Genomic DNA, 21748 nt, shown 5'->3' on the forward strand with positions numbered 1-21748 from the left:
TGGCTACTAAGTTTTAGAATAAAAGCGGGGAGATTCCAGAGCGGCCAAATGGGACAGACTGTAACTCTGTTATCGCAAGATTTCGAAGGTTCGAATCCTTCTCTCCCCACAAATGATTTTAGATTTTAAATGCAGGTTTTAGGTTGAAGTTTAAGCTAAACTCGTAAGTTTAAAAGTGGCAAATCAAAAAGCGGAAGTAGCTCAGTTGGTAGAGCGATAGCCTTCCAAGCTATAGGTCGCGAGTTCGAACCTCGTCTTCCGCTCTTGGAAGTTCATTAGTAATTTGGTTCGCTTAGAAAGCCCAAAAGAACAGATGAACTAATGAGCTAAATGAATAAGCCGACTTAGCTCAGCGGTAGAGCACTTCCTTGGTAAGGAAGAGGTCATGGGTTCAATTCCCATAGTTGGCTCAAAAAGAAAACAAACTTTGTTAAATCTGTTTTAAACAGAAAGAGCAAGGTTTTTTGTATTGAAAATTGTATCAAAACAATAAATAAATAAAAAAAGTTAACCTACTAATAAGTATAAAAACATGGCAAAAGAAAAGTTTGACCGCAGCAAGCCGCACTTAAACATCGGCACAATCGGTCACGTTGACCACGGTAAAACAACCTTAACAGCAGCAATTACAAAATGTTTAGCTGATGCTGGTTTATCTGAGGCACGTTCATTCGAATCAATTGACTCTGCTCCAGAGGAAAAAGAAAGAGGTATCACAATTAACACGGCTCACGTTGAGTATTCAACAGCTAACCGTCACTATGCACACGTTGACTGTCCAGGTCACGCGGATTACGTGAAAAACATGGTTACTGGTGCGGCTCAAATGGACGGTGCAATCATTGTTGTTGCTGCTACAGATGGTCCAATGCCACAAACTCGTGAGCACATTCTATTGGCTCGTCAGGTAGGTGTACCTTCATTAGTTGTATTCATGAACAAAGTGGATATGGTTGATGATCCAGAATTATTAGAATTAGTTGAAATGGAAGTTCGTGAATTATTATCTTTCTACGAATTCCCAGGTGATGATATTCCTGTAATCCAAGGTTCTGCATTAGGTGGATTAAACGGCGATCCGAAATGGGTTGGTAAAATCATGGAATTAATGGAAGCTGTAGATAACTACATTCCAATCCCTCCACGTTTAACTGATCTTCCATTCTTAATGCCTGTTGAAGATGTATTCTCGATCACTGGTCGTGGTACTGTAGCAACTGGTCGTATCGAGCGTGGTCAAATCAACTCTGGAGATCCAGTTGAGATCCTAGGTATGGGTGCTGAGAACTTAAAATCTACAGTAACTGGTGTTGAGATGTTCCGTAAGATCCTTGATTATGGTGAAGCTGGTGATAACGTAGGTTTATTGTTACGTGGTATTGAGAAAACTGATATCCGTCGTGGTATGGTAATCTGTAAACCAGGTTCGGTAACTCCTCACACAGATTTCAAAGCTGAGATCTATGTATTATCAAAAGCAGAAGGTGGACGTCACACTCCATTCTTTAACAAATACCGTCCTCAATTCTATTTCCGTACTACAGACGTAACTGGTGAAATTTCACTAGCTGAAGGTACTGAGATGGTAATGCCAGGTGATAACGTTACAATTTCTGTGAAATTGATCAACGCAATCGCAATGGAAAAAGGTCTACGTTTCGCTATCCGTGAAGGTGGTAGAACAGTAGGTGCTGGTCAGGTAACTGAAATCGTAGCTTAATTTTAAGCTTCAAATATTAAAAGAGCTAGTTTAGGCTAGCTCTTTTTTATACACGGGAATAGTTCAATGGTAGAATAGAGGTCTCCAAAACCTTTGATCAGGGTTCGAATCCTTGTTCCCGTGCTTAAACTCTAATGATAGGATGACTGGATGTTTAAATGGGTGATTAAACTCGTTCATCATTCATGATTTAACCATTCAAATTTTTATAAATATGGCTAGCGTAGTTCAATTTATTAAGGAATCATACGAAGAAATGACTCAGAAGGTTACTTGGCCTACTTGGGGCGAGTTACAGAACTCTGCAATATTGGTTTTAGTAGCATCTGCAATTATTTCTTTAGTGGTGTTGGGAATGGATAAAGGCTCTAACTATATCCTTGATACTTTTTACAAATCTATTAACTAGTATACTATAATGAGCGAATTAAAGTGGTATGTTGTTAGAGCTGTAAGCGGTAAAGAGAAAAAAGTAAAACAGTATATTGATGCAGAAATTAGCCGTTTAGGTTTTTCGCATTTGGTACCTCAGGTTTTAATACCGATGGAAAAATATTACCAAATGAAAGACGGAAAGAAAATTGCTAAAGAGCGTAACTATTACCCTGGTTATGTGTTAATCGAGGCAACTTTAGACGGCGAGTTAGAGCATATTATTAAAGGTATAAACAGTGTAATTGGTTTCTTAGGTGATAAAGCTGGAAATCCAATACCGATGCGCCAAGCAGAGGTTAACCGTATCTTGGGCAAGGTTGACGAGATGAGCCAACAAGCAGAAACAATGAACATTGCTTACTATGTTGGCGAAAACATCAAAGTTATGGACGGTCCATTTAATGGTTTTACCGGCGTAATTGAAGAGGTTAACGAAGAAAAGAAAAAGCTTAAAGTTATGGTTAAGATTTTCGGTAGAAAAACACCACTTGAGCTTAACTACATGCAAGTAGAAAAAGAATAGAATTTATTTTACAAAATATATTTGAGGACTGCAAGATTATTCATATCTTTGCAGTCCTTTTGGTTTATGCGTATGCGTAATGTGTTAAAAGAGACCTAGTTTCAATTTATGCATTCCATTCTCCTATCTTAAAGGAAAACAAAATGTTACATGCTTCCAATATTTAACATTGAGTATTACAATTAACAAATCAGAAAATGGCAAAAGAAGTCGGTGCACTTGTTAAGTTACAGATCAAAGGCGGAGCTGCAAACCCATCACCACCAGTAGGACCTGCATTAGGTGCTAAAGGTGTTAACATCATGGAGTTTTGTAAACAATTCAATGCTCGTACCCAAGATAAGCCAGGTAAAGTATTACCAGTTGTGATTACTGTATATGTGGACAAGTCTTTCGAATTCATCATCAAAACCCCTCCGGTTGCTATCCAATTATTGGAAGCTACTAAATTGCAGAGTGGTTCTGCTGAGCCCAACCGTAAGAAAGTTGGTTCGGTGACTTGGGATCAAGTTAAGTCAATTGCTGAAGATAAGATGACTGATTTAAATGCATTCACTATCGAATCTGCTATGAAAATGGTAGCAGGTACAGCACGTAGTATGGGTATCACTGTTAGCGGTGATGCACCTTGGACAAATTAATTAACAAAAAACAGTTTACAACAGTGGCGAAATTAACAAAAAATCAAAAACTGGCACACGCTAAACTAGAATTCGGCAAATCGTATTCTTTAAAGGATGCGGCTGCTTTGGTAAAAGAGATTACTACAACTAAATTTGATGCATCGGTTGATATCGATGTAAGTTTAGGCGTAGATCCACGTAAAGCCAATCAAATGGTACGTGGTATAGCTACTTTACCTCACGGAACAGGTAAAACTGTACGTGTTTTAGTTCTTTGTACTCCTGATAAGGAAGAAGAGGCTAAAGCAGCAGGAGCTGACTTTGTAGGTTTAGACGAGTATGTGTCTAAGATTGAAGGTGGTTGGACAGATGTTGACATTATTATCACTACTCCTGCTTGTATGGCAAAAGTAGGTAAACTGGGCCGCGTTTTAGGTCCACGTAACCTTATGCCAAACCCAAAATCAGGTACAGTAACTAACGAAGTTGGTAAAGCTGTAACTGACGTAAAAGGCGGAAAGATTGATTTTAAAGTTGACAAAACTGGTATCATCCATGCTTCAATAGGAAAAGTATCATTCTCAGCAGAGAAAATATATGAAAACGCGTTGGAAGTACTTCAAACGATTTCAAAATTAAAACCTTCTGCTGCAAAAGGAACTTATTTTAAAAGCATTCACGTGTCTTCTACTATGAGTCCTGGAATTGCAATCGAAACTAAATCAGTAGCGGGGATCTAATTATGAACAGAGAAGAAAAACAAGAAGTAGTTTTAGCTCTACAAGAGAAAATGCAAGAGTATGGCAATTTTTATATTGCTGATACCTCAGGCTTATCTGTTGAGAAAGTAAATAACATCCGTCGCAAATGTTTCGAGAGCGGTATCGAAATGAAAGTTGCTAAAAATACATTAATCAAAATTGCGATTGATGGCTTGGAAGGCGATTCATCAGAGATATTCCCAGCATTAAAAGGTCAATCGGCTTTATTATTTTCTAAAGTAGGTAATGGTCCAGCTAAGCTGATCAAAGCCTTAAGAAAAGGTAAAGAAGAGAAACCACAGCTTAAAGCAGCTTATATCGATTCAGCAATATTTGTTGGTGATAACCACTTAGATTCATTAGTAAGTCTTAAATCAAGAGAAGAACTTATTGGCGAAATTATTGGTCTATTACAATCTCCAGCGAAAAACGTTGTTTCGGCATTACAGTCTGGCGGTAACAAAATCGCAGGTATTGTTAAAACACTACAAGAAAGAGGTTAACGAACACCTTAAGTTCGCAATTAAACAAAAATATTTTTACGTAAATTTTTAAAATCTTAATAAAATGGCAGATTTAAAATCGTTTGCTGAGCAATTAGTAAACTTAACAGTTAAAGAAGTTAACGAATTAGCTCAAATCTTAAAAGATGAGTATGGTATCGAGCCAGCTGCTGCTGCAGTTGCTGTTGCAGGTCCTGCTGCTGGTGGCGACGCTCCTGTAGCTGAAGAAAAATCTACTTTCGATGTAATCTTGAAAGAAGCTGGTGGTCAGAAATTAGCAGTTGTAAAACTTGTTAAAGACTTAACTGGTTTAGGTTTGAAAGAAGCTAAAGACTTAGTTGATGGTGCACCAAAAGAATTAAAAGCTGGTGTTGCTAAAGACGAAGCAGAGGCTTTGAAAAAACAATTAGAAGAAGCTGGAGCAGTAGTTGAGATTAAGTAATCACTTAATTTAGCTAAGCTAAAAATGTATTAGACACCGACTGAAAATGTTGGTGTCTTTACCTGTTTATAAACATTTCATCTTGTTTGGTTGATGAAATGAATCGAGGCAAACCAAGCAAATAGTTTATTCTTAAACTAAATTAAATTTAGTCCCTTGGCAAATAAAGTCGTAGACCAAAGAGTAAATTTTGCACGTAGTAAGCACATCATAGATTATCCAGATTTTTTGGATGTGCAGTTGCAATCATTTAGAGAATTTTTTCAGATAGAAACCACTTCAGATAACCGTCATACAGAAGGTTTGTTTAAAGTATTTGCTGAAAACTTTCCAATCACTGATTCTAGAAACATATTCGTTTTAGAATTTTTAGATTATTTTATTGACCCACCACGTTATGACATTCCAGAATGTATAGACCGTGGGTTAACTTACAGCGTTCCGTTAAAAGCAAAGCTTAAGCTTTCTTGTAATGATGCGGAACACGAGGATTTTGAAACGATTATTCAAGATGTATACTTAGGAACCATTCCATATATGACTCCTAAAGGTACGTTTGTGATAAACGGTGCAGAGCGTGTAATTGTTTCTCAGTTACATAGATCTCCGGGTGTGTTCTTCGGCCAAAGCCGCCACACTAATGGTACAAAATTGTATTCTGCTCGTGTTATTCCTTTCAAAGGTTCTTGGATTGAGTTTGCTACAGACGTTAATAACGTAATGTATGCTTACATCGACCGTAAGAAAAAATTCCCGGTAACCACACTTTTACGTGCAATTGGTTACGATTCTGATAAAGACATTCTTGAATTGTTTGATCTTGCTGATGAAGTAAAAGTTAGCAAATCTGGTTTAAAGAAATACATCGGACGTAAGCTGGCTGCAAGAGTTTTAAGAAAATGGGTTGAAGATTTTGTAGACGAGGATACAGGTGAAGTAGTTTCTATAGATCGTAACGAAGTTATCTTAGATAGGGATACCGTTCTTGAAGACGACCATATTGATATGATCATCGATGCAGGTGTTAAAACTATTATCTTATCTAAAGATGATGGTGCATCTCAAGCTGATTATACTATTATATACAACACTTTACAAAAAGATACTTCAAACTCTGAAAAAGAGGCTGTGGAAAACATCTATCGTGCTTTGCGTAATGCAGAACCACCTGATGAGGAAACTGCAAGAGGTATCATCGAACGTTTATTCTTCTCAGACAAACGTTATGACTTAGGTGATGTTGGTAGATACCGTATCAACCGTAAGTTAAAAATGGATACGCCTGATGATGTTAAAGTTTTAACTAAAGCAGATATCATCGCGATCGTTAAATATTTGATCAAATTAATCAACTCTAAAGAAGAGGTGGATGATATTGATCACTTGTCGAACCGTCGTGTTCGTACCGTAGGTGAGCAATTGTATGCGCAGTTTGGTGTAGGTTTAGCTCGTATGGCTAGAACAATCCGCGAGCGTATGAACATTCGCGATAACGAGGTGTTTACACCAACAGATTTGATTAATGCCCGTACTTTATCGTCGGTTATTAACTCATTCTTTGGTACTAACCAGTTATCGCAGTTTATGGATCAAACCAATCCATTAGCAGAGATTACACACAAACGTCGTTTGTCAGCATTAGGCCCAGGTGGTTTATCACGTGAGCGTGCTGGTTTCGAGGTTCGTGACGTTCACTATACTCACTATGGTCGTTTATGTACCATTGAAACACCAGAGGGACCAAACATCGGTTTGATTTCATCACTATGTGTACACGCTAAAATTAACAATTTAGGTTTCATCGAAACTCCTTATAAAATTGTTGAAAATGGTGTGGTTGCCATGGATAAAGATGTAATTTATTTATCGGCAGAAGATGAGGATGGTAAAACCATAGCTCAAGCTAATGCTGAGTACGATGATAAAGGTAACTTTACTACTGCTCGTGTTAAAGCACGTTACGAGGGTGACTTCCCGATTATTGAGCCTGAGAAATTAGACTTGATGGATATTGCTCCTAACCAAATTACCTCAATCGCGGCTTCATTGATTCCTTTCTTGGAACATGATGATGCGAACAGGGCTTTGATGGGATCGAACATGCAACGTCAAGCAGTGCCATTGCTACGTCCTGAAGCTCCAATTGTTGGTACAGGTTTAGAAGGTCGCGTTGCACGTGACTCGAGAACGTTGATCAATGCAGAAGGCGATGGTGTAGTAGAATACGTAGATGCTAACGAAATCACTATTAAATACGTACGTAACGATGGAGATCGTTTAGTATCGTTTGAAGGTGATAGCAAAACTTATAGATTAACTAAGTTCAAAAAAACCAACCAGAACACTTGTATCAACTTAAAGCCAATTGTTAAAAAAGGCGAAAAAGTTACTAAAGGACAAGTTTTATGTGAAGGTTACGCAACTGAAAATGGTGAATTGGCATTAGGAAGAAACTTGAAAGTTGCTTTCATGCCTTGGCAAGGATATAACTTTGAGGATGCGATTGTTATTAACGAGCGTATTGTTAGAGATGATATTTTTACCTCTTTACACATTGAAGAATTTGAATTAGAAGTACGTGATACAAAACGTGGCGAAGAGGAGTTAACTCCAGATATCCCTAACGTTTCTGAAGAAGCTACTAAAGATTTAGATGAAAACGGTATTATCCGCGTTGGTGCTGAAGTTAAAGAAGGCGATATCCTTATTGGTAAAATTACACCAAAAGGCGAGTCTGATCCTTCTCCGGAAGAGAAATTACTTCGTGCAATTTTCGGCGATAAAGCTGGTGATGTTAAAGATGCATCGTTAAAAACTCCACCTTCAATTAAAGGTGTGGTAATTGATACTAAATTATTCTCTAGAGCTAAGAAAACTACTAAAGCAGAAGAAAAATCGGCTATTGAGAAATTAGATAAGAGATATAATTTAGCTACAGAGAACCTTAAAAACGAATTAGTTGATAAACTATTCCAAATTGTTAACGGTAAAACATCACAAGGTGTGTTTAACGTATACAAGGAAATGTTAATTGCTAAAGGAGCTAAGTTTACACAAAAGATATTGGCAGACCTAGAGTATGCGCATATCAATCCGTACAAATGGACAACTGACGATGATAAAAATGATCAAATCAAATTGTTGTTACACAACTATGGCATTCGTGTAAACGAAGAATTAGGTGCTTACAAACGCGATAAGTTTGCGATTAGTGTTGGTGACGAGTTGCCATCAGGAATTGTTCAAATGGCGAAAGTTTATGTAGCTAAAAAACGTAAATTAAAAGTAGGTGATAAGATGGCGGGTCGTCACGGTAATAAGGGTATTGTTGCTCGTATTGTACGTGATGAAGATATGCCGTTCTTAGAAGACGGAACACCTGTTGATATCGTGTTGAACCCTCTGGGTGTACCATCACGTATGAACTTGGGCCAGATCTACGAAACTGTATTGGCTTGGGCTGGTAAGGAATTAGGCGTTAAATTTGCAACTCCAATTTTTGACGGTGCTAAATCTGATGAGGTTGAAGAGTGGATTGCTAAAGCAGGTGTACCAGCTTCTGGTAGAACTTACTTACACAATGGTTTAACGGGTGAGAAATTTGATCAGCCGACAACAGTAGGTATTATTTATATGCTTAAACTGGGTCACATGGTTGATGATAAGATGCACGCTCGTTCTATCGGACCATACTCATTAATTACACAACAACCATTGGGTGGTAAAGCTCAATTCGGTGGTCAGCGTTTTGGTGAGATGGAGGTTTGGGCTTTAGAGGCATTCGGTGCAGCTAATATCCTTCAAGAAATCTTAACAGTTAAATCTGATGATGTTATTGGAAGAGCTAAAACCTACGAAGCCATTGTTAAAGGTGAAAACCTACCAACTCCAGGTGTACCAGAATCGTTTAACGTATTGGTACATGAGTTACGCGGCTTAGGTTTAGATATTACGTTAGATTAACTAGGGTAGAAGGTATAAAGGTAGAAGGTTGAGGGTTTTAGAAACCCAAACCTTCCACCTTTTCACCCTCAGCCTTTAACCTTATAAAAGCATATGTCTTACAAAAAGGATAATAAATTAAAAAGCAATTTCACCTCGATAACCATTAGTTTATCGTCTCCAGAAACTATTTTGGAACGCTCTAGCGGTGAGGTGTTAAAACCTGAGACTATCAATTATCGTACATACAAACCTGAACGTGACGGTTTGTTTTGCGAGCGTATTTTTGGTCCGGTAAAAGATTACGAATGCCACTGTGGTAAATACAAACGTATCCGTTATAAAGGTATTGTTTGTGATCGTTGTGGTGTTGAGGTAACTGAGAAAAAAGTACGTAGAGAGCGTATGGGACACATCAACTTGGTGGTTCCTGTAGCGCATATCTGGTATTTCCGTTCTTTACCCAACAAAATCGGATACCTTTTAGGTTTACCTACCAAAAAATTAGATTTGATTATCTACTACGAACGTTATGTAGTTATTCAAGCTGGTTTAATGGAAGAACAAGGAATCAATTATATGGATTTCTTGACCGAAGAAGAGTATTTAGATATTTTAGATAAGTTACCTAAAGAAAACCAATATTTAGACGATAAGGACCCTAATAAATTTGTTGCCAAAATGGGAGCAGAGGCGTTGGAAGACTTATTAAAACGTATTGATTTAGATACTTTATCTTACAATTTACGTCACCAAGCTGCTAACGAAACTTCTCAGCAACGTAAAAATGAAGCGTTAAAACGTCTTCAGGTTGTAGAAGCTTTCCGTGGTGCTAAAACACGTATTGAGAATAACCCAGAATGGATGATTATTAAGATCGTTCCGGTTATTCCACCAGAATTACGTCCATTAGTGCCTCTAGAGGGTGGTCGTTTTGCAACTTCAGATTTGAACGATTTATATCGTCGTGTAATTATCCGTAACAACCGTTTAAAACGTTTGATCGAGATTAAAGCACCAGAAGTTATTTTACGTAACGAAAAACGTATGTTGCAGGAAGCTGTAGATTCGTTGTTCGATAACTCACGTAAAGTAAATGCTGTTAAAACTGAAGGTAACAGAGCATTAAAATCTTTATCAGATATTTTAAAAGGTAAACAAGGTCGTTTCCGTCAAAACTTACTAGGTAAACGTGTAGATTATTCTGCTCGTTCGGTAATTGTTGTAGGACCAAACCTTAAATTGCATGAGTGCGGTTTACCAAAAGATATGGCCGCCGAGCTTTTCAAACCGTTCATTATTCGTAAGATGATTGAAAGAGGTGTGGTAAAGACGGTAAAATCTGCTAAGAAAATTGTTGATAGAAAAGATCCGTTAGTTTGGGACATTCTTGAAAACGTATTGAAAGGACACCCAGTGTTACTTAACCGTGCACCAACGTTGCACAGATTGGGTATTCAGTCTTTCCAACCTAAATTAGTAGAAGGAAAAGCTATACAATTACACCCATTAGTTTGTACCGCATTTAACGCGGATTTTGATGGTGACCAGATGGCGGTGCATTTACCTTTGGGACATGCTGCAATTTTGGAAGCCCAAGTTTTAATGCTTGCTGCACACAATATCTTAAACCCTGCTAACGGTACGCCAATTACTGTACCTTCTCAGGATATGGTTTTGGGTCTTTACTATATTACTAAAGGCCGTAGAACTGATGATAGTCGTGTTGTAAAAGGTCAAGATCAATCATTCTATTCTCCAGAAGAGGTAATTATTGCTTACAACGAGAAGAAAATTGATTTACACGCTTTTATTAAGGTAAAAGTAAATGTAAAACAAGAAGATGGTACAATCGTAAATAAATTAACTGAAACTACTGTTGGTAGAGTATTATTCAACCAAATGGTTCCAGAAGAAGTTGGTTATATCAACGAGCTATTAACTAAAAAATCTTTAAGAGATATTATTGGTGAAGTTGTTAAAATGACTGGTATGGCTCGTTCTGCTAGATTCTTAGATGATATCAAGGAATTAGGCTTTAAAATGGCTTTCCAAGGTGGATTGTCGTTTAACCTACAGGACGTTAATATTCCAGTTGAGAAACATACTTTACTTGAGCAGGCAGCTAACGAAGTTGATGAGGTAAGAAACAACTATAACATGGGTTTCATTACCAACAACGAACGTTACAACCAAATTATCGATATCTGGACACGTATTAACAACCGTTTAACAACGTTTGTAATGAACCAATTATCGTCAGATAATCAAGGTTTTAACTCTGTTTACATGATGCTTGATTCTGGAGCCCGTGGTTCTAAGGAGCAGATTCGTCAGTTAGCAGGTATGCGTGGTTTGATGGCTAAGCCTCAAAAATCTGGTTCTGGTGGTGAGATTATCGAAAACCCGATTCTATCTAACTTTAAAGAAGGATTATCGGTATTAGAGTACTTTATCTCTACTCACGGTGCTCGTAAAGGTTTGGCGGATACGGCGTTAAAAACGGCGGATGCGGGTTACTTAACTCGTCGTTTGCATGACGTAGCACAAGATATGATTGTTAATGCTGTTGATTGTGGTACCTTAAGAGGTATGTATACAACTGCATTAAAAGATCAAGAAGATATTGTTGAACCATTATACGAACGTATTTTAGGGCGTATTTCACTTCACGATGTTTTCAATCCTTTAGATGGAAAATTATTAGTTTCTGCAGGTCAGGATATCGACGAAGATATTGCAAAAGCTATTGAAGAATCTCCAATTGAAGGTGTAGAAATTCGTTCGGTATTAACTTGCGAGAACAAACGTGGTGTATGTGCATTATGTTATGGTCGTAACTTAGCTTCTGGTAAACGTGTTCAAAAAGGTGAGGCTGTTGGAGTAATTGCTGCGCAGTCAATCGGTGAGCCGGGTACACAGTTAACGTTACGTACGTTCCACGTGGGTGGTACCGCATCTAACATTGCCAACGAATCGCAAATTAATGCAAAATTCGATGGTGTTATCGAATTTGAGAACTTACGTACGGTAGAAACTCAAACTGAGGAAGGTAAAACCGATATCGTTTTGGGTCGTTCAGGTGAGTTTAAAATTACTGAGCCAGGAACCGGAAAAGTTATTGTAACCAATAACATCCCTTATGGTGCATTCTTATTCGTAAAAGAAGGAGATAAAGTATCTAAAGGCGATAAAATTTGTTCATGGGATCCATACAACGCAGTTATCATCTCAGAATTCGCAGGTAAAATCGAATTTGATGCAATTGTTGAAGGTGTAACATACCGCGAAGAGTCTGATGAGCAAACTGGTCACCGTGAAAAAGTAATTATCGATACTCGTGATAAAACTAAAAACCCATCAATTAGGGTTTTAGATAAAAAAGGAGAATTGATTAGAGCTTACAACATCCCGGTAGGAGCGCACATTGCAATTGATGAGGGTGATGCAATTCAAACTGGTCAAATCTTAGTTAAAATTCCTCGTGCAACAGGAAAAACTCGAGATATTACGGGTGGTTTACCACGTGTAACCGAGTTATTCGAAGCACGTAACCCATCTAACCCTGCTGTTGTAACAGAGATTGATGGTGTGGTAACTTTAGGTGGCGTTAAACGTGGTAACCGCGAAATGACGATCGAATCTAAAGATGGAGAAGTTAAGAAATACCTAGTGCCATTGTCTAAACACATTTTGGTACAAGATAATGACTTCGTGAAAGCGGGTATGCCATTATCTGATGGATCTATTTCTCCAGCCGATATTTTAGCAATTAAAGGTCCTGCGGCGGTACAAGAATACTTAGTAAATGGTATCCAAGAGGTTTATCGTTTACAAGGGGTGAAAATCAACGATAAACACTTCGAAGTTATTGTACACCAAATGATGCAGAAAGTACACATCGAAGATCCAGGAGATACCAGTTTCTTAGAAAACAACTCTGTAGATAGATGGGACTTTATGGTAGAGAACGACGAGATCTACGACAAGAAAGTTGTTGTTGATAGCGGTGATTCGGAAACTGTAAAACCAGGTATGATTCTTTCTTTACGTAAATTAAGGGACGAAAATTCTCAATTGAAACGTAAAGACTTGAAACAAATTGAAGTTCGTGATGCTCAACCAGCAACAGCGAGTTCAATTCTACAAGGTATTACCAGAGCTTCATTGGGTACTAAGTCATTTATCTCTGCAGCGTCATTCCAAGAAACTACAAAAGTATTGAATGAGGCAGCAATTGCAGGTAAACGTGACCATATGTTAGGCTTGAAAGAAAACGTTATCGTTGGTCACTTGATTCCATCAGGTACCGGTGTACGTGGCTACGAGCGTATCATTGTAGGTTCTCAAGAAGAATACGATAAATTATTAGCTTCTAAAGAAGACGAAGTTGAAGCTTAAGCTAAGCTTTTCTACTCAAAAAGTCCCTCGACGAAAGTTGAGGGACTTTTTGTTTAAAGCGTATTATTGGCGGAAAATGTCATTTCTAGTTGATTAGCCTTATAACCGCCGGTTTTTATTATTACAACACTCGGCGCTCCAGGAACTTTTATTGTGACACCGCTTTTATGAAGCGTAAAATGTTTTGGGTCAATTTTTTGTTTAAATGTGTTTATTATCGTAGCTAATTCTTGATCAATGTCTGCTTCAACTTTAGATGTTAGTGGGCGAGTGACAAGATATATTAATTTGCCGTTTTTAAATGATGCGACGCTAGCACCTGTTTTAAGATCTCTTATTCCTAAGTCAATATAAAAATTTCGGTCTTTTCTATACTGTTTAGACATCAGTTTTGCGATAGCATCACTTCGCTTTGCAAAGTCGCCTTCGCTAATTCCTGGTATAAAATGGTATGTGTTGCAAAAATCTTTAACAAAGGCAATTTGGCTTTTTAATAAGTTTTCTTCAGCAACTCTATCCGCCAAGGTGTTTCTCTCAGTAAATTCACCACTTAACATATTAATAAAAAGACTAGTGGTGTTATCTCCAATAATTTCAATATTCTTGGTAATGATTTTATCGTTAAATTTAAATGAGATTTGATATTTACCCTCCGGTAAATCATTCGCTGTCCATTGGTCTTTGCTTTTGCTCATATCCTTTACGCCATCCACTTTGGGTATTGTAATCTTGATTTGTATTGGGAGCGATTGAATGATAAGTTTACCAGTTTTTATACTTACTGTTTTCCCAGTTTCAGCAACATTACCTTCCTCACTAATAGACACCACCTGTTTTTTAAAAGGTTTAACGTCATAAGATAATACCTCTCCACCTTTTACTTGAATATGTTCTTCGAAAGGCAGATAACCTTCCTTCACAATCGTGATAAGATGTTTTCCAGCGGTTACTTTTTCAATAATGAGCCCTTTTAACTCGATGGTTGTTTTGCCTTTAAAATTGTTATCTAAGTAAACGAATAAATTTGGTTCTCCATTTACTTGGATATAAGCATTTTGGGTAAATGCTGCAGTAAATGATACGAAAAATAGAAATAAGGTAAAAACTGATTTCATGATAGTTAGGGTTTTTAACGAAGATAATCATAAATTTAAAATTGGTTAATAGCTATAATTGAGTATTTTTAGCTGTTAAATTTAAATTCATCAAGAAGTATATTTCAATAGCGTCATATATTAATCGGTAAAAAAACATCCTAGTCCTCATGGAAAACGAACAAAACGAAAATCAAATAAACATAGAACTATCCGAAGAAATAGCCGAGGGAATTTTTTCTAACTTAGCTATTATTACCCATTCAAATACAGAGTTCGTATTAGATTTTATTAGAGTAATGCCGGGCGTACCGAAAGCTAAGGTTAAATCTAGAATTATTTTAACACCAGAGCATGCAAAACGTTTATTGCTAGCTATGCAAGATAATGTAGAAAAATTTGAGGCAATAAACGGTAAGATAAAAACCCAAAATGAAAATTCTGGTTTCCCATTAAATTTTGGTGGACCAACTGCTCAAGCCTAGTGAGTTAAAAGTCGTAAGTTAAAAGTTATAAGTCTGGGTGCTAAACTTTTAACTTATTGTCAATTAAATTGACGATTTCTTCAAGTTCATTTGGCTCAAACCAAACCGTCTCCGGATCTCTTCTAAACCAAGTTAGTTGCCTTTTGGCGAATCTGCGAGTATTTTGTTTAATCATCGCAACTGCGTCTGCTAGCTCTGTTTTTCCGTCTAGATAATCGAAAATTTCAGCGTAGCCCACTGTATTTAGTGCGTTGTATTTACGGTAGGGCATTAGCGATTTAACTTCATCTAATAAACCCGCTTCCATCATCAAATCTACGCGGTGATTTATCCTATCGTATAATATTGCTCGATCGGTATTAAGGCCGATTTTAACAATTTTGAAAGGGCGTTCTTTTTTTTTCGCCGTTAAAAAAGAGCTTAGCTTTTTTCCAGTTGAAAGCACAACTTCAAGCCCTCTTATCATTCTTTGCGGATTCGACTGATCGACCTTTTCGTAATATTCTGGGTCTAACTCCAGAAGCTGAGATTTTATAGCCCCTATGCCATCGTTTGCGAGCTTCTGATTAAGCTGCTCCCGTATGTTTAGGTCGATCTCTGGTAAATCATCTAAGCCCTTGCAAACGGCATCAATATAAAGTCCAGAGCCACCAACCATAATTAATTGATCGTGTATGGTGAACAAGCTTTCCATTAACTTCAGCGATTGAACTTCAAAATCGCCAGTACTCAAGAGCGTTTCAACGCTATGGGAATTAATAAAATGGTGAGGGGCGGAAGCGAGTTCTTCTGCAGATGGTTTGGCAGTTCCGATATGCATCTCTTTGAAGAATTGTCTAGAATCTGCAGATATTATTTCAGTTTGGTAAAACTGCGCCAACTGTATAGCTAACGCGGTTTTGCCAATTGCTGTAGGGCCAACTACTACTATAAGTGTTTTTTGTGGTAGTGCCATCGTATTTTAAATAGGAATTAGAATTTTTGGTTAAACGGGCAACGACTAATAATCTTCCTCTTTTTCACTTCCGTAGTCATCGGCGTAATCATCATCTCCGTCGCCAAATTCATTCTCTTCGTCTTCTTCCTCTTCGCTATTTTCTTCAGGATTAATTCCACTGCCGCCCATTGCTTCAAGCTCGTCGGTATCCTCAGGTACAAAATCCATTTCATTTAAAAAATCAAATTCACTCGATGCAACTGTTGCAGCTGCAGCAAAGGCACCAATGTTATTTTGGTCGATTATTTTTGGAGCTTCTCCCGTACTTTTTACCAAGAATGGATATTCAATATTCGGATCGTTCTCTAAAATAATTTTAATAAGCTCTACGTGGAAATCAAAAGGACGCTCGAAATTATATATGTAGTAGAATTTCTGATGCGGATCTTCGATAAAACTACTCAATTTTGCATTTTCCATTAAAGTAACGCCATTATCTATTTTACGTTGATTTGGTAAAATGGCAATCTCATCGCCTTTAATCCAATTATCTGTGCTAACATAAAATGATGATGGTTTTTCGGCATTGTATCCGGTAGAGCGGTGTATTGCTCTGTGCAAATCTTCAAACGTTTGGTTAGTCTTTATGTCGATTTCTCTAACGATGTCATCGAAATCTTCAAAAGAAATTCTAAATCTATAAATTGCCATTTCGCTGTTCTGTTTCTAGCTGTAAAATTAAGAAATAAATATAAATTTTTGTGATAGGGTCTATTTTGAAACTTGATTTAAGCCTAATTGTTTGGCTTTCTCCAACATAAAATTAAAAGCACTCTCATAATTGTTAGGTATTTCGCCTTCCAATATCGCTTCGCGAATAGCATTTTTTAAAATGCCAACTTCTTTGCCTGCAGTTAGGCCAAATGCCTCCATAATATCATTTCCACCAATAGGTGGTTGCCAATTACGTAACTGATCGCGTTCTTCAACATCTTTTAATTTTTGTTTTACAAGCTCGAAGTTGTTGCGGTATTTTTTTACTTTGTACTCATTTTTGGTAGTAATATCTGCATTGCAAAGTAGCATCAATGCTTCAATTTCTTCACCTGCTTCAAAGAGTAATCGTCGCACGGCTGAATCTGTAACTTGTTCTTGAGCTAAAACGATTGGCCTCAAATGCAACTGGACTAACTTTTGTACAAATTTCATTTTCTCGTTTAAAGGAAGTTTTAAATAAGAAAAAATTTGAGGTACCATTCTCGCACCACGATCTTCGTGCCCGTGAAAGGTCCAGCCATGGCCTTCTTCAAAACGTTTGGTTGCAGGTTTTGCAATATCATGCAAAATGGCCGCCCAACGTAGCCATAAATCTTCTGTAGTTTCGCAAATGTTATCTAGAACCTGTAAAGTGTGGTAAAAGTTATCTTTGTGCGCTCTTCCTTTTATAATATCAACCCCAAATAAATTAGCCATTTGCGGAAATATCAAATGCAGCAATCCCGTATCGAAAAGATAATTAAAACCTATAGAAGGTTTTTTCGATAAGATAATTTTGTTCAGCTCGTCTGTGATACGTTCTTTTGAGACGATGCTGATTCGCTCTTTCTGGCTTTTGATCGCGTTAAGTGCTTCTTCATCTATGCTAAAATTCAATTGCGTAGCAAAGCGTATGGCCCTCATCATTCTCAGAGGGTCATCAGAAAAAGTTATTAACGGATCTAGCGGTGTACGAATTAGTTGTTTTTCTAAATCGGCAATGCCGTTGAAAGGATCTAACAACTCGCCGTAATTCGACGGATTTAAAGAAATTGCGAAAGCATTAATCGTAAAATCCCTACGTTGCTGATCATCAGCCAAGGTGCCATTTTCTACAATTGGTTTGCGTGAATTTGACCGATAAGATTCTTTTCTTGCACCAACAAACTCAATTTCCAAATCGTTGTATTTAAGCATCGCGGTGCCAAAACTTTTAAATATGGCAACCTTTGTCCTTAATTTTTCTCCCACTTTTTCGGCAAAGCCGATGCCATTACCTAAAACTACAACATCAATATCTTTAGATGGTCTCTGTAAAAAAATATCGCGAACAAATCCACCAATAACATAAGCTTCTGTTTTAGTCTGACTAGCGATTTCTGCTAAGACTTTAAATATCGGATTTTGTAGATATACCCCTAGATCCCCAAAGGGGAACTTTTTACTTTCATTGTTTAAGTCTGATTGCATAAAGAGGTATTTTTTGTGTCGCGAAATTAATAAAAACTATTGAGGCTTCTTTGAAGTTGTGATGAATAATGCCCCTTTAGAAGTTGCGGATTACTTTCTAATAAATTCGAATTGGCCAGATGGGCCTAGTTTTACAATAGTTGATGGCGTTTTTGGGGTGTTAATTTCTTGTTCCCAATTTACCACATAATCAACTGATGAAATTATTTCAGGGTCTATGTCGTCAAAAAACTGCGGAGTTGGCTGTCCACTTATATTAGCTGATGTTGATACAATAGGCTTACGGAAGCGTTGCAAAAGTTGCTGACAAAAATCGTGCTTTACAATTCTAATTCCAACACTTCCATCGCTATTGATTACATTTTTGGCTAAATTTTTAGCGCCAGAAAAAACAATTGTCATTGGCTTTTCTGCATATTCAATTAGTTGGTAGGCAACCTCAGGTATCTCATTAACATAACTTTGCAACTTGTTGTCGGTATCTAAAAGGATAATTAGACTTTTATCGGCACCCCTGCCTTTTATCTCATTTACTTTCGCAACCGCAACTTCATTGGTGGCATCGCAACCCAATCCCCAAACCGTATCGGTAGGATAAAGAATTACACCACCATTTTTAAGTACTTCTAACGCTTTGTTTATTTCTTCTCTCATTATTCCAAATTTAATGTTTTGTTGTTGATACTTAAAGAACAAAGATTTTTTGCTGTGGCAATTGCGAATATTTTTTCGTTACAATAATTTGTATAATGTTGTTTTTTCGTAATATGTTAGCACTAAGCGCTCTATCTAAAAACCATAATGCATTAAATTCGTTTCTTTATTAATAACACAACTGTAAAAAATACAGCTTAGCTGTATTTTAAGGATCAAATTGACTATATTTAAACTGGTTAGCCAAATATAATTTACACACGATATGAAAACATTTAAAAAAATTTTATTGCTGTTTACGATAGGGATAGCATTAATGGGTTGTTCTACTTTAAGAACATCATCAGACTACGACAAAAATGTCGATTTAAGCGCTTTTAAAACGTATAATTTTTACGACAAAGGTTTAGAAAAATTGAGATTAAACAATCTGGACAAACGGAGATTAATGGCTGCTGTAGAAAGTGAAATGAACGCTAAAGGGTTTACAAAGGTAGACAAACCAGACATGCTAGTTAATTTGGTTGTCGTAGCCAGAGAAAGACAAGATATTTATGGCGGTGGAATGTACGGCGGTTGGGGCTGGGGCTGGGGAGGCTGGGGCAACCCATTTTGGGGTGGTCCGAACTACATTAACCAATACAGCGAAGGAACATTTATTATTGATTTCTTAGATCCTGCTAAGAAAATTTTGTTTTGGCATGGTAGAGGAGCTGGTTTCAATTTAGACAGCTTTAGCAAACGAGAAGAAAGAATGCAAGAGGGTGTAAAAGAAATTTTAGCCCAATATCCGTCGATTGGAGTAACTGCTGCTACCAAGTAGAAAATAATTAATAATTAAAAAGCCGGAAGTTCAAATATGAGCTTCCGGCGTTTTTATGCTATTTGTGCTGATTAAACAGCAACATTATTTTCTCTAAGCGCATCGTTTAAAGAGGTTTTTTTGTCTGTTGATTCTTTTCTCTTGCCAATAATTAGGGCACAAGGTACTTGGAAATCTCCAGCAGGGAATGATTTAGTATAAGAACCAGGAATTACAACAGAACGAGCCGGAACAATACCTTTGTATTCAACAGGGGTTTCACCGGTTACATCGATAATTTTTGTAGACGCTGTTAGAACAACATTTGCACCTAGCACAGCTTCTTTTTCTACTTTAACACCTTCTACCACAATGGCTCTCGAACCTAAAAAGCAATCATCTTCTATAATCACCGGAGATGCTTGTATTGGTTCTAAAACACCACCAATACCTACGCCACCACTTAAGTGTACTCTCTTGCCAATTTGCGCACAAGAACCAACCGTAGCCCAAGTATCCACCATTGTACCTTCGTCTACGTAAGCACCAATGTTAACGTATGATGGCATCATGATTACGCCTTTTGCAAGGTAGGCACCGTAACGAGCACTAGCCATTGGTACAACGCGTACGCCAGTTTCGTGGTAATCAGTTTTTAATTCCATTTTATCATGATATACAAACGGGCCAACTTTAATTTCCTTCATCTGTTTAATCGGGAAATATAAAATCACGGCTTTCTTAATCCATTCGTTAATTCCCCAAGAATTTAAAACTGGTTCTGCTACGCGTAACTCGCCTTTATCTAATCTTAAAATTACAGCTTCAATAGCTTCGCAATAGTTAGTATATGCCAATAGAGATCTATCTTCCCAAGCGGCTTCTACAAGTTTCTTTAAATCTGATATCATGTCTTATTAATTTTTTACAAAATAAATCAATTTTATGTATTAGGCGTTGTATTTTTGATTTTTATAATGGAAAACGAGAAATTAAGGATTGATAAATACCTTTGGGCAATTAGACTTTTTAAAACCAGGAGTCTAGCTACCGATGCTTGCAAAGCTGGCAGGGTAAAATTAAACGGACAAAACTTAAAACCATCTGCAATTGTAAAAATAGGCGACGTGTATCAGGTATCTAAAGGAATTGAGAAGAAAATTATTGAGGTTGTTGATTTTTCCTATAACAGAACCGAAGCTAAAATTGCAGTTACCAAATACAAAGATTTAACTCCTGTTGAAGATACACATGCTTTTAAATCTGTTTTTCATGCACCAACCTTGAAACGTGATAGAGGTGCCGGCAGACCAACCAAAAAAGACCGGCGAGAAACCGATGATCTTTTGGATGGAATGTTTGAAGAGGAGGTATAAAGCTCAAAACAGAAAATATAACTCGTATTTCGTGCAAATCAGCTTTAAGCCTCGGACTTTAAGCTGATGTTTCTCATTCTATATGCCATCATAGCCGTTTTACCTAGCTTTTTTATTAGTTGATAATTAGCTACGGCGCCAACGGCAGCGCCAATTACGGGAAGTAATTGCGCCATCTTTGCTATATCTATATAATCCCTATACTCTTGCTGAAAAGTTTGCCAATCAAATTGTTCTGCAGTTCCAGGTAATACAATTAGTTTCTGATCCCAATTTTGCATTTGCTTAAATGTTCTCTGCGTGCCAACCTTACTCGAAAAAGCTAGCTGAAAAATATGTAAAATGTATAGTCTTTCACGGTAATCTCTTACATCAAATCCGTAAAGAGAAGCTATATCAAAAAGCATTTTTATTTTTATGCCAATAAGGATGGGAAAATCAGCCATGCTCATTAAAAATCCACCGGCTCCAGTAATACCACCTTCGGCAGCGCCAGTTTTACTGTAACTTTCTATTTTGGCCTTTACTAAGGCCTCTCTGTGCATAAAGCTAAAAGAATCATCCGGCATGGCCGATGTAGTATAAGTAGAGCCAAATAACACCGCTTTTACCATTTGCTTTATGGTAGCAGTAATAGCCTTATGTACTTTTGTTGGGATATAACTGTTAATTTTATTCTGAATTTTGGTAGTGAAATTATCCATCATAGACGGATTTTTCATTAACTCCATCTGCCAGAATTCAAATTCGTATGCTATTTGTTTTTCGTAGTTATCCATAGGTTGTTTTAAGCTTTGTAATCTTCAAAAATCATTCCGTTGCAA

General features: G+C 37.2%; 19 protein-coding genes and 4 tRNA genes. 16 read left to right on the forward strand and 7 right to left on the reverse strand.

Annotation, left to right across the window (positions count from 1 at the left end):
- Positions 1-26 precede the first annotated feature (26 nt).
- The 13 genes from DUT69_RS06515 (at position 27) to rpoC (ending at position 13350) form a co-directional block, all read left to right on the forward strand.
- Positions 27-109: transfer RNA gene (locus DUT69_RS06515), tRNA-Tyr, on the forward strand.
- A gap of 81 nt (positions 110-190) precedes the next feature.
- Positions 191-263, forward strand: a tRNA-Gly gene (locus tag DUT69_RS06520).
- A gap of 75 nt (positions 264-338) precedes the next feature.
- A tRNA-Thr gene (locus DUT69_RS06525) sits at positions 339-410 on the forward strand.
- A 122-nt stretch (positions 411-532) separates the two neighbouring features.
- A complete protein-coding gene (gene tuf, locus DUT69_RS06530) occupies positions 533-1720 on the forward strand; it encodes an elongation factor Tu (RefSeq protein WP_113652281.1) in 1188 nt (395 codons plus the stop codon).
- Positions 1721-1772: 52 nt separating this feature from the next.
- Positions 1773-1843, forward strand: a tRNA-Trp gene (locus DUT69_RS06535).
- 91 nt (positions 1844-1934) lie between these two features.
- Positions 1935-2129 carry a preprotein translocase subunit SecE gene (gene secE, locus DUT69_RS06540; protein WP_113652282.1) on the forward strand — a complete coding sequence of 65 codons (195 nt, stop codon included), beginning with the start codon at positions 1935-1937 and terminating at the stop codon, positions 2127-2129.
- 9 nt (positions 2130-2138) lie between these two features.
- Positions 2139-2678: a transcription termination/antitermination protein NusG gene (gene nusG / locus DUT69_RS06545; RefSeq protein WP_113652283.1), complete on the forward strand. Its 540-nt coding sequence runs from the start codon at positions 2139-2141 to the stop codon at positions 2676-2678.
- 197 nt (positions 2679-2875) lie between these two features.
- Complete coding sequence (gene rplK / locus DUT69_RS06550; RefSeq protein ID WP_113652284.1) at positions 2876-3319, forward strand: 50S ribosomal protein L11; 444 nt, start codon at positions 2876-2878, stop codon at positions 3317-3319.
- Positions 3320-3342: 23 nt separating this feature from the next.
- Complete coding sequence (rplA, locus tag DUT69_RS06555) at positions 3343-4041, forward strand: 50S ribosomal protein L1 (protein ID WP_113652549.1); 699 nt, start codon at positions 3343-3345, stop codon at positions 4039-4041.
- 2 nt (positions 4042-4043) lie between these two features.
- The gene (gene rplJ, locus DUT69_RS06560) at positions 4044-4565 is read left to right on the forward strand and encodes a 50S ribosomal protein L10 (protein WP_113652285.1); all 522 of its coding nucleotides are present in this window, start codon (positions 4044-4046) and stop codon (positions 4563-4565) included.
- A gap of 64 nt (positions 4566-4629) precedes the next feature.
- Complete coding sequence (rplL, locus tag DUT69_RS06565; protein WP_113652286.1) at positions 4630-5007, forward strand: 50S ribosomal protein L7/L12; 378 nt, start codon at positions 4630-4632, stop codon at positions 5005-5007.
- Between the two features lie 156 nt (positions 5008-5163).
- Positions 5164-8970: a DNA-directed RNA polymerase subunit beta gene (gene rpoB / locus DUT69_RS06570; RefSeq protein ID WP_113652287.1), complete on the forward strand. Its 3807-nt coding sequence runs from the start codon at positions 5164-5166 to the stop codon at positions 8968-8970.
- A 93-nt stretch (positions 8971-9063) separates the two neighbouring features.
- Entirely contained in the window at positions 9064-13350 is a 4287-nt protein-coding gene (rpoC, locus tag DUT69_RS06575; RefSeq protein ID WP_113652288.1) for a DNA-directed RNA polymerase subunit beta', read from the forward strand.
- A gap of 53 nt (positions 13351-13403) precedes the next feature.
- Here the strand turns inward: rpoC and DUT69_RS06580 are convergent, their stop codons facing one another.
- The gene (locus tag DUT69_RS06580) at positions 13404-14465 is read right to left on the reverse strand and encodes a PEGA domain-containing protein (protein ID WP_113652289.1); all 1062 of its coding nucleotides are present in this window, start codon (positions 14463-14465) and stop codon (positions 13404-13406) included.
- Positions 14466-14614: 149 nt separating this feature from the next.
- Here DUT69_RS06580 and DUT69_RS06585 point away from each other — a divergent pair, with 149 nt between their 5' ends.
- A complete protein-coding gene (locus tag DUT69_RS06585; RefSeq protein ID WP_113652290.1) occupies positions 14615-14929 on the forward strand; it encodes a DUF3467 domain-containing protein in 315 nt (104 codons plus the stop codon).
- A gap of 40 nt (positions 14930-14969) precedes the next feature.
- Here the strand turns inward: DUT69_RS06585 and miaA are convergent, their stop codons facing one another.
- From miaA to DUT69_RS06605, 4 genes are all read right to left on the reverse strand, one after another.
- Complete coding sequence (gene miaA, locus DUT69_RS06590) at positions 14970-15884, reverse strand: tRNA (adenosine(37)-N6)-dimethylallyltransferase MiaA (RefSeq protein WP_113652291.1); 915 nt, start codon at positions 15882-15884, stop codon at positions 14970-14972.
- Positions 15885-15929: 45 nt separating this feature from the next.
- Positions 15930-16577: an IS1096 element passenger TnpR family protein gene (locus tag DUT69_RS06595; RefSeq protein WP_113652292.1), complete on the reverse strand. Its 648-nt coding sequence runs from the start codon at positions 16575-16577 to the stop codon at positions 15930-15932.
- A 60-nt stretch (positions 16578-16637) separates the two neighbouring features.
- Positions 16638-18092 carry a CCA tRNA nucleotidyltransferase gene (locus tag DUT69_RS06600; RefSeq protein ID WP_113652293.1) on the reverse strand — a complete coding sequence of 485 codons (1455 nt, stop codon included), beginning with the start codon at positions 18090-18092 and terminating at the stop codon, positions 16638-16640.
- Positions 18093-18182: 90 nt separating this feature from the next.
- Positions 18183-18749: an L-threonylcarbamoyladenylate synthase gene (locus DUT69_RS06605; RefSeq protein ID WP_205314232.1), complete on the reverse strand. Its 567-nt coding sequence runs from the start codon at positions 18747-18749 to the stop codon at positions 18183-18185.
- 262 nt (positions 18750-19011) lie between these two features.
- Here DUT69_RS06605 and DUT69_RS06610 point away from each other — a divergent pair, with 262 nt between their 5' ends.
- On the forward strand, positions 19012-19569 hold the full coding sequence (locus DUT69_RS06610; protein WP_113652295.1) for a DUF4136 domain-containing protein: 558 nt from the start codon (positions 19012-19014) through the stop codon (positions 19567-19569).
- Positions 19570-19640: 71 nt separating this feature from the next.
- On the opposite strand, the gene DUT69_RS06615 is transcribed toward DUT69_RS06610, so the two are convergent.
- Positions 19641-20459 (reverse strand): 2,3,4,5-tetrahydropyridine-2,6-dicarboxylate N-succinyltransferase, encoded by an 819-nt coding sequence (locus DUT69_RS06615; protein WP_113652296.1) that lies wholly within the window; start codon positions 20457-20459, stop codon positions 19641-19643.
- Between the two features lie 63 nt (positions 20460-20522).
- Between DUT69_RS06615 and DUT69_RS06620 the strand changes: the two genes are divergently transcribed.
- Complete coding sequence (locus DUT69_RS06620) at positions 20523-20924, forward strand: RNA-binding S4 domain-containing protein (protein ID WP_113652550.1); 402 nt, start codon at positions 20523-20525, stop codon at positions 20922-20924.
- 44 nt (positions 20925-20968) lie between these two features.
- Here DUT69_RS06620 and DUT69_RS06625 read toward each other — a convergent pair whose 3' ends face one another.
- Positions 20969-21703 (reverse strand): EcsC family protein, encoded by a 735-nt coding sequence (locus DUT69_RS06625; RefSeq protein ID WP_113652297.1) that lies wholly within the window; start codon positions 21701-21703, stop codon positions 20969-20971.
- Between the last annotated feature and the right edge of the window lie 45 nt (positions 21704-21748).

It is taken from the genome of Pedobacter namyangjuensis (assembly GCF_003313325.1).
Lineage (GTDB): Bacteria > Bacteroidota > Bacteroidia > Sphingobacteriales > Sphingobacteriaceae > Pedobacter > Pedobacter namyangjuensis.